General features: G+C 56.1%; 12 protein-coding genes. 1 reads left to right on the top strand and 11 read right to left on the bottom strand.

All coding sequences use genetic code 11. The features are described from left to right. Positions 1 to 34: 34 nt before the first annotated feature. The 11 genes from cheZ to I6L53_RS08855 all read right to left on the bottom strand — a co-directional run bounded on the left by cheZ (position 35) and on the right by I6L53_RS08855 (position 11,642). Complete coding sequence (gene cheZ, locus I6L53_RS08905) at positions 35 to 679, bottom strand: protein phosphatase CheZ (protein ID WP_042318381.1); 645 nt, start codon at positions 677 to 679, stop codon at positions 35 to 37. A gap of 10 nt (positions 680 to 689) precedes the next feature. After that, positions 690 to 1,079: a chemotaxis response regulator CheY gene (gene cheY / locus I6L53_RS08900; protein WP_042318379.1), complete on the bottom strand. Its 390-nt coding sequence runs from the start codon at positions 1,077 to 1,079 to the stop codon at positions 690 to 692. Between the two features lie 17 nt (positions 1,080 to 1,096). Further along, the gene (gene cheB, locus I6L53_RS08895) at positions 1,097 to 2,146 is read right to left on the bottom strand and encodes a protein-glutamate methylesterase/protein glutamine deamidase (protein WP_042318378.1); all 1,050 of its coding nucleotides are present in this window, start codon (positions 2,144 to 2,146) and stop codon (positions 1,097 to 1,099) included. Beyond that, positions 2,143 to 3,009: a protein-glutamate O-methyltransferase CheR gene (gene cheR / locus I6L53_RS08890; protein WP_042318377.1), complete on the bottom strand. Its 867-nt coding sequence runs from the start codon at positions 3,007 to 3,009 to the stop codon at positions 2,143 to 2,145. Before cheR ends, cheB begins: the two co-directional genes overlap by 4 nt. 19 nt (positions 3,010 to 3,028) lie before the next feature. Then, positions 3,029 to 4,630: a methyl-accepting chemotaxis protein IV gene (gene tap, locus I6L53_RS08885; protein ID WP_042318375.1), complete on the bottom strand. Its 1,602-nt coding sequence runs from the start codon at positions 4,628 to 4,630 to the stop codon at positions 3,029 to 3,031. A 44-nt stretch (positions 4,631 to 4,674) separates the two neighbouring features. After that, positions 4,675 to 6,336 carry a methyl-accepting chemotaxis protein II gene (gene tar / locus I6L53_RS08880; protein WP_042318373.1) on the bottom strand — a complete coding sequence of 554 codons (1,662 nt, stop codon included), beginning with the start codon at positions 6,334 to 6,336 and terminating at the stop codon, positions 4,675 to 4,677. 81 nt (positions 6,337 to 6,417) lie between these two features. Then, positions 6,418 to 7,383 (bottom strand): Csu type fimbrial protein, encoded by a 966-nt coding sequence (locus tag I6L53_RS08875; protein WP_042318371.1) that lies wholly within the window; start codon positions 7,381 to 7,383, stop codon positions 6,418 to 6,420. Then, entirely contained in the window at positions 7,380 to 9,734 is a 2,355-nt protein-coding gene (locus tag I6L53_RS08870; RefSeq protein ID WP_232231066.1) for a fimbria/pilus outer membrane usher protein, read from the bottom strand. The genes I6L53_RS08875 and I6L53_RS08870 overlap by 4 nt, the downstream gene beginning before the upstream one ends. 11 nt (positions 9,735 to 9,745) lie before the next feature. Next, on the bottom strand, positions 9,746 to 10,501 hold the full coding sequence (locus tag I6L53_RS08865; protein WP_042318368.1) for a fimbrial biogenesis chaperone: 756 nt from the start codon (positions 10,499 to 10,501) through the stop codon (positions 9,746 to 9,748). Between the two features lie 16 nt (positions 10,502 to 10,517). Next, positions 10,518 to 11,060: a Csu type fimbrial protein gene (locus I6L53_RS08860; RefSeq protein WP_042318367.1), complete on the bottom strand. Its 543-nt coding sequence runs from the start codon at positions 11,058 to 11,060 to the stop codon at positions 10,518 to 10,520. A 12-nt stretch (positions 11,061 to 11,072) separates the two neighbouring features. After that, a complete protein-coding gene (locus I6L53_RS08855; RefSeq protein WP_042318365.1) occupies positions 11,073 to 11,642 on the bottom strand; it encodes a Csu type fimbrial protein in 570 nt (189 codons plus the stop codon). A 423-nt stretch (positions 11,643 to 12,065) separates the two neighbouring features. Here I6L53_RS08855 and I6L53_RS08850 point away from each other — a divergent pair, with 423 nt between their 5' ends. Then, positions 12,066 to 13,334, top strand: a complete 1,269-nt coding sequence (locus I6L53_RS08850; RefSeq protein WP_042318364.1) for a dicarboxylate/amino acid:cation symporter — start codon at positions 12,066 to 12,068, stop codon at positions 13,332 to 13,334. Positions 13,335 to 13,372: the final 38 nt, after the last annotated feature.

Raw genomic sequence — 13,372 nt, 5'->3', positions numbered from 1 at the left:
AGATGACCCATTGGGCCATCTCTGAGCGGGCAATTTAGAACCCTAAGCTATCCAACAAATCGTCCACCTGGTCCTGGCTGGCGACAACACCCGCCCGGGTGGTATCGACCTGAGGGCCATTCAACAAACTGTCGCTTTCGCGTTTAGGTCGAGCGCCCTGCTCCGGAATGTTTTCCAGCAGCACCATCAGCAACTGACGTTCAATCTCCTGAATCACATCCATCATGCGCTTGATCACCTGACCGGTCAGGTCCTGGAAATCCTGCGCCATCATGATGTCGAGCAATTGCGCGTTGGTAAAGCTGGTGTGTCCAGGCACATCACCAAGGTATTTGCGCGTATCCGTCACCAGTTCGCGGGCGTCAGAGAGCTCAATCGGGTTTTCGAACCACTCATCCCAGCGCTTGCTCAGCGCTTTCGCCCCTTTCTCCATTTCATCCTGGTGCGGCTGAGAGGCCTCAACGCTGTTCAGGGCGCGCTCTGCCGCCTGCGCGGTCATCTGTACCACGTAGTCCAGACGGTCGCGGGCATCGGGAATGGCTTCTGCCGCTTCGGCAATGGCCTGGTCCAGTCCCAGTTCGCGCAGACTGTCACGCAGCATGCGGGTCAGGCTACCAATGCGGGCAATGATATCCCCGGCAGAATGTTCATCTACGGGTTTAATCGATGGTTGCATCATGGTCAGCCCCTTACATGCCCAGTTTCTCAAAGATTTTATTGAGCTTTTCTTCCAGCGTCGCCGCGGTGAACGGTTTCACCACGTAGCCGCTGGCTCCAGCCTGCGCCGCGGCGATGATATTCTCTTTCTTCGCTTCTGCCGTCACCATCAGCACCGGCAGAGAGGACATCCCGCCGTCCGCACGAATGGTTTTCAGTAACTCGAGACCGTCGATGTTCGGCATGTTCCAGTCGGAAATGACAAAGCCAAACCCACCTGCCTGCAGTTTATTCAACGCGTCCGCGCCATCTTCAGCTTCTTCGACGTTGTTAAAGCCCAGTTCCTTAAGCAGGTTACGCACAATGCGACGCATGGTGGAAAAGTCATCCACAACCAAAAATTTAAGCTCTTTATCCGCCATAAAAAATTACTCCTGATTCAAATACGTATTGCCTGTCCGGCACTGATTTTCGCCAGCATCTGCTGGCTTACCTGACTAAGATCGACCACTTCGCTGACGCCACCCATGTTGATAGCTTCGCGCGGCATGCCGAACACCACACAACTTGCTTCATTTTGCGCAATCGTCCAGGCGCCCGCCTGGTGCATCGCTAACATTCCGGCGGCGCCGTCGTTGCCCATCCCCGTCAGGATCACTCCGACGGCATTGCGCCCCGCATGAATCGCTACCGAATGAAACAGTACATCCACCGATGGTCGGTGCCGGTTAACCGGCGGACCGTCATGAATTTTTATCTGATAGTTTGCCCCGCTGCGCGCCAGCTCCATATGCTTGTCGCCCGGCGCAATGTAGGCATGACCCGGAAGAACGCGCTCCCCGTCCTCCGCCTCTTTCACGGCAATCTGACACAGTTTGTTCAGGCGCTCGGCGAAGGAGCGGGTAAAACCGGGCGGCATATGCTGCGTGATAATGACCGCCGGGCTGGAGAGCGGCAGCGGTTGCAGCACATGGCGAATAGCCTCAGTCCCGCCCGTTGAGGCACCAATCGCAATAAGCTTTTCCGAACTGAGCAGCGGTCCCGCCTTTAAGGTTACCGGTGCTGCGAGCGGCTTATGAGCCGTCAGCCGGGCGCGCGACGCCGTACGTACTTTCTCCGCAATCATCTCGCTGTAGGCCAGCATCCCTTCGCGGATCCCCAACTGTGGCTTAGTAACAAAATCGATCGCACCCAGTTCCAGCGCCCGTAGCGTCACTTCCGATCCTTTCCCCGTCAACGACGACACCATCACCACCGGCATCGGACGCAGTCGCATCAGCTTTTCAAGAAAATCGAGGCCGTCCATCCGCGGCATTTCGACGTCCAGCGTCAACACGTCAGGGTTATATTTCTTGATTAAGTCCCGGGCGACGAGCGGATCGGGCGCGGTTGCCACCATCTCCATATCGCTATGGCTGTTAATAATTTCAGTCATGATTTGACGCATCAATGCAGAATCATCGACCGACAACACCCTGATTTTACTCATGCTTTACCCTTACTTAGCGCATAAACCGTTTGCCCGCGCAGGCTAAAGTCGCGCACAAGGTTGCTAAAGTTCTCTGAATGCCCGGCAAACAGCAGGCCATCAGGCTTAAGGAGAGGAACAAAACGGCGCAGGATGTCCTGCTGCGTCGTTTTATCGAAATAGATCATCACATTACGACAAAAGATGGCGTCAAACGGCCCCGGCACGTTGTACTGCTTATCGAGCAGGTTAATCACGGAAAACTCGACATGACTGGCCAGTTCCTGACGCACGCGAACCAGCCCATCATGAGGGCCCGTTCCGCGCATGAAATAGCGCTGGAGTTGCTGCGGCGACAGGGTCTTCAGTTCGTCCAGGCGATAGATCCCGCTGCGGGCCTTCTCCAGCACTTCGGTATCGATGTCGCTGGCAAACACTTTCCAGCGCCCCGGCGCCGTACCCAGCGTATCGGCCAGCGTAATGGCGATACTGTACGGCTCTTCGCCGGTCGATGCCGCGGCGCTCCAGACCCGATATTCGCCGCTGTGACGACGTGCACTTTCCGCCAACACCGGAAAATGGTGCCCTTCGCGGAAGAAGGCCGTCAGGTTGGTGGTCAGCGAGTTGATAAAAGCCTGCCACTCTGCGCTGCTTTGATTTGCTTCCAGCACGCTGAGATAGTCGCCAAAATCATCCAGCCCCAGCGTACGCAGTCGACGAACCAGGCGGTTATAAACCATATCCCGCTTGTGGTCCGCCAGCACGATCCCCGCGCGCTGGTAGATTAATTGACATATCCGACGAAAGTGCGCGTCAGACAGCGCAAGGCGCTGGGTCATCTGTAACAATAATGACGTTTGCCCGTTGGGCAGAGATGATGTCATAGCGCCTTCTCAATCACATTCAGGATACAACGGGCACTGCCTGCAGCGGTGCCGATTCTTGGTGTGTTACAACGTGTTCTTCCAGTTTGAATACCTCCACGCGAGCTGACAGCGTGTCGGCCTGATGCGCAAGTTGCTCAGTCGCAGCGGCGGCTTCTTCCACCAGCGCGGCGTTCTGTTGCGTCACCTGATCCATCTGCGTGACCGCCTGCGCTACCTGCTCAATCCCTCTGCGCTGTTCATCTGACGCCGAAGCAATCTCGCCCATGATGTCGTTGACACGCGTAACCGAACTCACAATTTCCGTCATGGTGTGTGCTGCGGTATTAACGAGTTGCGATCCCTGATGGACGCGATTCACCGACTCTTCAATCAGCCCTTTTATCTCTTTCGCTGCCTGAGCACTGCGGCTCGCCAGGTTACGCACTTCTCCGGCAACCACGGCAAATCCACGCCCCTGTTCACCGGCCCGCGCCGCTTCTACCGCCGCATTCAGCGCCAGAATATTGGTCTGGAAAGCGATGCCGTCAATCACCCCGATAATGTCGCCAATCTTTTGCGAACTGGCGGCAATCGCCTGCATCGTACTGGCGACTTTCGTGGCCTGATCGCCGCCGGTTTTCGCGGTGTCAGCCGCGCTTTTCGCCAGACCAGAAGCCTGACGCGCATTGTCGGCGTTCTGACCAACGGTGGCGGTTAACTGCTCCATGCTGGCCGCCGTCTGTGCCAGCGACGCCGCCTGCTGCTCGGTGCGAGAGGAGAGATCGTTATTGCCCATCGCGATTTCGGAAATCCCGGTATGCATCGCCAGACTGCCCTGACGCACGTCACTGACGGTTTCCCGTAGCGCCAGTTGCATCGCCTTCAGGCTGGCAAAAATCGCTGAAATCTCGTTACGACCGTAGACCGCGATCGGCCGCGCCAGATTCCCTTCGGCAATGCTGTCAAAATGACTGCCAATAATCGCCAGCGGCTGGACAATCATTTTGCGCGACCAGAACAGTGCCCCGGTGGTTAACAGTGCGGCAATAATCACCATGCTGATAAAGATCGCTGCCGACATGTGATAGTTGTTTTTGCTCTGTTGCCCCGCCACCTCCAGCACATGATTAATGTTCTGCTGCCAGGCGCTAAAGTTAACGTCAAAGGCGTCCTGCGAAGCCTGTACCGGTGCGGTCAGAAAGTCTGACAACTGGTTGTTCTCAAGCCAGGTAGCCTGGTGCTCCAGATCGCTGTGCCACTGAGTGAAACTTTTCTGCGTTGCGTCCTGTAAGGCTTTTCCCTCCGGGGTATTCGCCTCTATCGCCATGAAGCTGTTAAACAGCGTGCCGGATTGCGCCAGACTTTCGCGCGCGATAACCATCAGACTTTTGATGTCATCGGGCGGATAGCTCAGCGCCGTTAATGTCCCGGCCTTGTTCAGGGCGGTACTCGCCTGTAATAAAACGGCGCGCGTTTGTGCCAGCGCCGCACGTTGCTGATTACTCTGCTCGACCTGATTCAGGCTTTGAAAACCGTCCCGAAATGCCCAAAAAGACAAGCCATTACTGCCAATCTGCAATACACCGCAGAGGATCAAAATCAAAAACAGCGTGGTCGAGATTCGAATACGATTAAACATCAACGCTCCCATCAGGCGGCAACGGCCGCAGTGTTAAAATTCAGTCAAAATGTTTCCCAGTTAGTATCGTGCTCCATGCTTAACGAGGACTTCTGCGCCGTGCGGGGCACGTCCGCCGAAGTCCGTTCTTCTTTTGTTTTTACCGCATAAGGACGTGCGGCAAGACGAAATGCAGACACCGCCATCGTCAGACGGCTGGCCTGCTCCTCCAGCGCGGCCGCGGCTGCAGCAGATTCCTGCACCAACGAGGCGTTTTGCTGCGTTACGCGGTCCATTTCAGAAACCGCCAGCGCCACCTGATCGATGCCACGGCTTTGTTCATCAGAGGCCGAGGCGATTTCACCCATAATGTCGGTTACGCGGGTCACCGCATTGACAATATCGTTCATGGTCTCGCCCGCGCTCTCGACCAGCACGGAGCCGGTATCCACGCGTGAAACAGAATCTTCAATCAGTGCTTTGATCTCTTTTGCCGCCTGCGCACTGCGGCTGGCCAGGTTACGTACCTCGCCCGCCACCACCGCAAAGCCACGCCCCTGCTCGCCGGCTCGCGCGGCTTCCACTGCCGCGTTCAGCGCCAGGATGTTGGTCTGGAAAGCAATACCGTCGATGACACTTATGATGTCGGCGATCTTTTTCGAGCTACCGGCGATTTCGTGCATGGTTTTGACGACGTTATCCACGACTTTGCCACCGTGCTGCGCGGTTTCCGACGCACTCTGCGCCAGTTGCGACGCCTGGCGGGCATTATCGGCGTTCTGTTTCACTGTCGCGGTCAACTCTTCCATACTGGCAGCCGTCTCTTCCAGCGCCGACGCCTGTTGCTCGGTTCTCGATGAGAGATCGGTGTTACCGGTGGCGATTTCTGTTGTGCCGGAGTAGATAGCATCAGATCCTTCGCGCACCTGAGTCACGGTCTCCACCAGCGAGCGCTGCATGTGATCGACGCTGCCGGCCAGTTCGCCAATCTCATTACGTCCGGCGACGGTCAGGGTGTTAGTCAGATTACCGCCAGCAATTTCACGAATATGGGCGATCACGCTGGAAAGCGGGTTGAGCAGGGTGTGACGAATGCCGTACCACACCACCACCAGGATCAGCACCAGCACCACTGCCAGGATGGCGAGTTGCCACTTCGCAAACTGGTAATCGCGCGCGCTTTCATCAAACGCCTGGCGATAGAGTTTTTCGCTGACGCTGGCGTACTTGCTCTTCGCGTCGCCAAGACCGTTTTGCATCCCCTGCGTGGGCTGTGCGAAGAAGGCATCCATATTGCCGTTTTCCAGGAACTGCACCAGTTCAGTTAAACCGGCATGATATTTCTGGTATTTTTCATCCACATTGTTGCTGACCTCCGCCATCTCTGGCAGAGGATCGATAGATTTAAACCTGGCGTAGTGCTCCGCCGCCTGAGCAAGTGAATTTTTCGCGCTCTTCAACAGATCGTTCTTGGCACTGCTTTGCTGATTGTTCGCATCCATCATCATGCGCGCAGAGGAACGGCTGAGGTTGATACGCGTTTGCAGCATCAGATCCCATGTCGAGGTCAGTTCACTCTGCTGTTGGCGTAGATCGTTGGAAATAACAAAACTTTTTTGATTCTGCTGTAAAGACGAAAACAGCAAACCACCAGATACAAGCTGTAGCAGTGCGAAAACCCCCAGCACCATCATCAGCATTGTGACAACGCGGATACGGTTACACATAAGGCACCTTCCTGAAAACGAGTTATCAACGTTATCGGCACCCTTGATAAGAACTTTACGTTTGCGAAAGGGAAATCCGGGTCAGAAGGCGATATCCACCACCACCGTGTCGGTGTAAGTTCCGGCAGGAGGCGTGGATTGGGTGGGCAACACTCTGGCGGTGTAGTTGTAGGTGCGCAGCAGACCGTCGCTACTGGTAGAAGAAGAGGCGCTGCTGGCCCAGCGTTCCGTCCCCACACTGCCCCAGCGGTTGGTGGTACTTGCTTTGTAAATTTCGTAGCTCAGGCGATTGTTGCCGCTCGCCATATTGCGCACATTACCGTTGGCATAGCTGCCGTTATTAATCCCTACCGTGTAGTTGCTGCCTTTGGTGCAGGTAATGGAAACCGCCTGCGAAATCGTCGGGAAATTGTTTACCAACGGGGCACTGCCGAAATTGACGTTCGGCGCATTGATAGTGATGCAGTCATTAGTCACCGTCAGGTTAAGCTGCATTGTGGTCGCGACCGTATTGGTTTGCGTGGTGGCGCACAGTCCCAGAGCCCCCACCTGACAGATGTTGTAATAAACATTGAAATTGAGCGTTACCTGATACGGTCCGGCGCTGACGTTCTGTCCAGTGCTGGTACGAAAGAAGAGCGGCAGAGTAAAGCGGGTGGAACCTAACAGCGCTAATAGTGTATTCCCGCTCCAGGTATAGCTGCTGCCGATGGCAACCTCGCTGTTGCTGGCGCAACCGGACTGGCCGCACAAACGAACCGGTACCACGTCCGCCACAGCGGTATTATCCGTGCGCTTGAGACTGGCGCGGGTACCTGCCGACACCGTTGCCCCGGTATATGTCAATGTCACCGTATCGTTATTTAATAGCCCCAGCACCACGTCACATTGCACCAGCAGATTGGCGCTGGTCGCCTGCTCTGTGCTGTTGACGGTAAACGAGGAGACGCTGCCAAACGCCCCCGCCGTCGTGCTTACGGTACAGGCCGCCCAGGCCCCCGACGCCGTCGTGAATAACAGCAACAACAGTAGTGCGCGTACGGTCATCCGCCCCCCAGACGACAGATCAGCGGCCCGTAAGTCTGGAGTTTATGTTCAGGATTAGCGGTCAGCGCAAAGCGGGTTTCGCAGCGCGTCCCCTCTGGCGTGACAACCCGAAGTGGATTCACCCCGTCGAGATTTTCCAGCCAGACGATGCCGTCGTAGCCCACCACGGCGGGCGCTTTATTATCCCGCATAACCTGACTTGCCACCGGCAGCGCATGTCCGTTTTCATCATGCAAAATGACGCTTGCCACTCGCTCTTGCTCCATCGGGAAATCCACCAGGTATCCGCTCTGACGACGCAGCGCTACTTTACGTTCTGTCTCCCTCAGGCGGGTATCGGCAGGCAAATTGAGCGTATTAATACTGTAACTCGCCGGGTAGTAGGCGGAGACGCCGCTTATCAGCAAATAACCCCGATCGTTGGTATGACCAACCGGCTGATTTTCATAATTGACCGGAACATCAGGATGCCCGTCGGTGCTGACCACCACAAAGGCATCGTTGATTTTATTGGCGGCAAACAGCTGGTTTTCCATAAAGACCAGCGATCCCATCGCCTCCCCCCACCAGGTCATGGCATTGCTTTCGCCGTAGGTTCCGCCCTGTAATTCGATATTTCGATTACGCCAGCCCAGCGTTGCCTGCTGGTAATCCCGCGCCTGAGACTGTCGCGCCCATGCCAGGTTCCAGCTAAACCCGCCGTCGGTCGGCATTGAGTGATTGTAATTGATGCGCTGGGTCTGACCGGCGTCCGGCGTTTTCTCCATCGACACCGCCGCGCTGTCCCGCTCGCCCAGCGGGATCTGCACCGACATTGCCAGCGTCCAGTCGCCCTGCTGATTGTCACGGCTTGCGGACAGATAAAGGCTGCTGCTTCCCCACAGGTTCCGGCTCCAGGAGAGATTCAGCAGTTCTGTTTTCTGTGAGTCAAAACTGCGGATCCCAATCCAGGCCGCGCCGATATTGCCAAATTCCCCCATATTCAACGTCAGCGAATACTGATCGCTGCGCTGGCTTAACGAGGCCAGCGGCTGATTGTCGTTATCCGCCAGCGGAGTCTGATCGTACAGTGCCAGGTTGCCAAAACCGCGCTCGCGACGGGAATGTTGGGTGGCCACGCTAAATTCAGCGGTACTGTATTGATAACCCCAGTTAACCTGATTGCCGCTGTTGCCCCGCATCCGGCTTTCCGTCCATGCGCCATTGACCACGCCAAGTCGCCCAAGCTTGACCAGCGAACCCACGCCACCCAGCGCCAGTTCTTCCGCCCCTTCGGCATGGCCCTCGAGGGTCAGATAATCATTCACGCCGTATCGGTAGCTGGCGCTACCGACTGCCGGACCGTAGTCAAAGTTGTCGATACCATAATTGCGGCGCAGGCTGCCCAGCGTGACTGCGCCGTCGCTGACGCCTGTTTTGAGCAAATGACTGGCGACATAAAACGGTAAGGTCGTACTTACCTGGCGACCCAGCGCGTCACGGGTCACCAGCACCGCGTCGCCGGCGCCATTAATGTAGGGCAGATTAGTGAGGGTAAACGGCCCAGGCTGGAGTTCCGTTGAACCGGCCCGATAGCCGTTGATAAACAGATCCACCGCCGTGGGCACCGCCGCCTCACCGGAAAACTCCGGTAAGGGCCAGGTCACCAGGTCCGGGCGCAACGAAAAGTCGCGCCCCCACGACACGCCCCCCACCCGCACGCTGTTGCTCCAGCTCAGTGCGTCGCTTACCACATCGCCCACCCGCCATTGCGTCGCATCTGCCTCATGAGTCGCCGTGAACACGGTATCGTAGCGCACGTATCCGTCCTGCCGATCGCCCTCCCCGGCCAGTTCTTGCCGCACGTAGCCCGTTGACGAGAGCGACCCCACATCGTTAAAAAAACGCAATTCGTGCCAGACAGAGGCCTGGCTGTCGCCCTTTTGCGAGTGGCTACTGTAGAAATCGTAGTTGAGCAGCGCCCCGCTGCCGTTGCGCGCCTCATTGACTGGGGTTTCACCGCCGAATGGCGTTGCACGTTCCGGCAGCCAGTCCTGCGGTACGCTCAGCAGCAGGCGCTGCCCGCTGCTGTCGTATTGCGTTTTGACCTGCGATAAGCGCGAGACATTGACCTCGCCCTGCGGAAGGTGTTCGGCGGGAAGCCCGGCCTGGAGCAGATCGTCATGGCTGACATAGAACTCACCTGCCCGCTGCGTCACTGGCACCACTCGCTGCGTGTCGTAATGGTTGACGATCAGCGCCAGATGAAAAACCGCTTGCTGATCGATAGCGCGGGCATCGGGCGGCGGCGGGAGCGCATCATCCCCCGACTCCGCGCGACAGATCCCGCTGGTGATAAGAAAGGTCGTCATCAGTAAGCCGCTTAGAGGGCGGGACCAGACAACCATTTGCCACCCTGCGCGTTGATTGCCGCACTAATGTTGTCCGGATGGGTAGCACCGGCGGGAAGCGGGAAGCGGCGAATGCTGCCAGGCAAAACATATCCCAATAAGCCTTGCGCCATCGTGTGCTGCACGCCGCCCTGACGCAGCGTCACTTTGCTTAACCGGACATGTACGTCGTTATCATTGCGCACCTCCAGCTCGGGCTGTCCGTTGGTGCGGACCACCCGCCAGCGCAGCTTCGCGGTATCCACCCGCGCATGATGTTCTCCCTGCGCCCAGGTCTGGATCCCCTGACCGTAGACAAACAGCGGCAACGAATAGCGCATTTGCACCTTCAACCCCATTTGCAGTTTATCGCCGCTGTCAGGCTGTGGGATCTCATCGACGATAATACGGTAAGCCTGCTCAACCCCAGCGGGAACCGTAGACTGTTTAATCAGACGAATCAGCTGCTTGCTGCCCTTTTCAATCCGGACAATCGGCGGGCTGGCAACCACATCCTGCTGCGGCTGATAGCGTTCGAAACCGTCATCCTGCCGCCAGCGGACAATTCGCACCTGCATCGTCGTTGGGGTGTCGCCCTGATTCTGGATCCACAACTCCGTTGCGTTGCTCTCCGCCGCCAGCCAGGGATCAATCGGCCACAGCAGGATCGTCGCAGCGCTGTTTGCCCCTGCGGAAGCCAGCGCTGTCGTGAAGCCAAACAGCAGTCCCAAAGACGCTCGTATGTGCATATCACCTCTCCCTTCGCTACCATGACAGGGTCACCGTAAGCTGATCTGAATAGTTACCTGCGGGGCTAAACCCCGTCAGCGTTGCCGCGCCAAACAGCGGTAACGCGATATTATTGCTGTCGGTGTAGACGACTGAGACCGGCTGATTCACGCCGATCTCACTGTTCGCCGCCAGCGATGACGAACTGTAGAGCCGATAGGCCACCCGGTCCGTTCCCCCGGAACGTTGCATATTGCGCACCGAGGTATAGTTGCGTCCGCTGTCAATCGTCATGCTCAGCGCCACGCCCGGCGTGCAGGCCAGAGCCAGCGCGGCATTAGGGACAAATTGCGCACTCGCCTGTCGTTTTTCCACGCCGCTATAGGTACCGAAGTTGAGGGTTCCCAGCGCCGCGCCGCTGCCGGTTGTCACCGAGCACCCCGGCGTGATGGTGGCGTTCAGTTGAAAGGACTGCGTAGTCACAGCCATGACCGGCACCACAGTCAGACCGAATATCGCCAGAAAAAGGCGTAGCCGTCCCCTGCCTCCCCACGGGAAGCTCACGCTGAGGATCCTCATTACCTGGGGCGATCAGTAGATGACGCTGACGTTAATCGTATCGGTGTAAGTCCCCGGCACCACGGTGACGCTGTTTCCGCCGCCCTGAATCCGGCCATACAACGTGTAGTTGTCGACCCCGGCCGTCGTTGAGGCTTTCGGTATTGGGGTGTTATTACTGATAACGTTATTAAAACCGCTGTCGCTGTAGAGGCTGTAGGCCACGCCCTGGGTGGTATTGGCAGCATTCACCAGGTAACGGGCGGGTGTACCCGGTGTACCGACGACGGTGCCGGGAGCAGATGAGTTGGTATTGCCGGTGATTTGCACGGTGTAATCCGCGGTGGTGCACTGAATGCCAAAACTGTTTCCGCCCGCAGCCCCCGTCAACTGGGTCGTTAATTCTGAGAACGTGGCAGGATGAGTACCGAAATCCAGCGTACCAAAGTTAATACCGTTCTGACTGGGTGAACCATTGATCAGACAACCGTTGGTTAAGGTCAACGTCGCCCCGACTGTCCCGCTGCTGGTCACCGCCATTGCATAAGGCAATGGCAGAAGGAAAATGCCAGCCATACCCAGGAACCGGAATAAACTGTTCATCAAACACCTCCGAAAAATCGCCACGATTAACGAAAGTCACAACTCGCATGGCGAGAAAGGTCACGCAGACCTGTAAAACAAACCGATAATCAGAAATTTAGTTTACGGATGAGAAAACAACCACTGCCGTCAGGCTTCGCCATACGAACGGGTGATTGACAACGAAAGCGCTTATACATCAATTCATTAACATCATTAGCATTCTGTTTTCCTCGCTTTTTGAGAGGATATATTCCTTCTTATGCGATCCAGTTCACAAAATCGCCCTGGATATAACACAACAAAATGAGCAAATAATAAAAAATAGTTGTAACCCCCGGCAGATTACTCCAGGTTAGGTAGTAAATGATTCAGCGACAATAAATACATAAAACGTATATGTCCCTGATAATAAATTGTTAAATTCAGCCCGAGGGATTTTTAGTGGCAAATGCAAATAAGCTCACGATATGTATCGTGATTTTCATGCTGGCAGGCATTGTGTCAGGTGCAGTTATTCACTCGTATACTTCCGAAAGCGTCATTGCCGCCTGGTCGGATAACATCACCCTTCTCACCGACATCTTCTTACGTCTGATTAAAATGGTTATCGCTCCCCTGGTGTTCAGCACCCTCACCGTGGGCATTATGCGTCTCGGTGAGACGTCCACCATCGGACGTGTAGGCGGCAAAGCGATGATCTGGTTCATCAGCTCCTCCATTCTCTCCATTCTGGTGGGCCTGTTTATTGTTACCCTGGAACAGCCCGGCAGTGGGCTCAATCTGGCTATCCCGAAAGAAGCGGTGGATACCGGTCTCGCCGTCGGCGGGATGAGCCTTAAAGGCTTCCTGTCGCATACCATTCCCACCAGCATCGCCGGTGCGATGGCAAATAACGAAATTTTGCAGATCGTGGTGTTCTCGATGTTCTTCGGGATTGGCGGCGCCTCGCTGGGCGAGAAATTCAATGCCCCGCTGGTCGCCGCGCTGGACGTGGTGTCCCACATCATGCTGAAAGTCACTGGCTACGTGATGTACGTCGCGCCGCTGGCGATTTTTGCCGCCATCTCCTCGGTAATCGCCACCGAGGGGTTAGGTATTCTGCTCAACTACGCCTCGTTTATTGGCGGCTATTACCTCGCGATTTTGATGACCTGTCTGGTATTGCTTGCGGTGGGGTATCTGGTATTGAAAAAAGAGGTTTTTCGCCTGGTCAGTATGCTTAAAGATCCGGTGCTGGTGGCCTTTACCACCAGCAGTTCTGAAGCCGCCTATCCGAAAACCCTGGAGCAGCTCACGACGTTCGGCTGCTCACGTAATATCGTCTCTTTCGTGCTGCCCATTGGCTACTCCTTCAACCTGGTCGGCTCAATGGTCTACTGTTCTTTTGCCTCGATGTTTATCGCTCAGGCCTACAATATCCACTTGTCGTTTGCTGAGATTAGCGTCCTGATGCTCACGCTGATGCTGGCGTCAAAAGGCATTGCCGGTGTTCCACGCTCTGCGTTAGTCGTGCTGGCGGCAACCATTCCTAGCTTCAATATTCCGGTCGCTGGCATTTTGTTACTGATGGGCATCGACCATTTTCTCGATATGGGCCGTTCCGCCATTAACGTGTTAGGCAACGGCATTGCCACGGCGATGCTGGCGCAAAACGAAGGGTTGCTGGAAGAGCGTGATGAGGAAGAAGTGTCGCAGAAGGTCGAAGCATAACGGTTGATTATGCCGGATGGCGCTTCGCTTATCCGGCC

This window comes from Citrobacter farmeri, from assembly GCF_019048065.1.
GTDB classification, from domain to species: domain Bacteria; phylum Pseudomonadota; class Gammaproteobacteria; order Enterobacterales; family Enterobacteriaceae; genus Citrobacter_A; species Citrobacter_A farmeri.
This window is presented reverse-complemented; position numbering and strand designations above follow the sequence as displayed.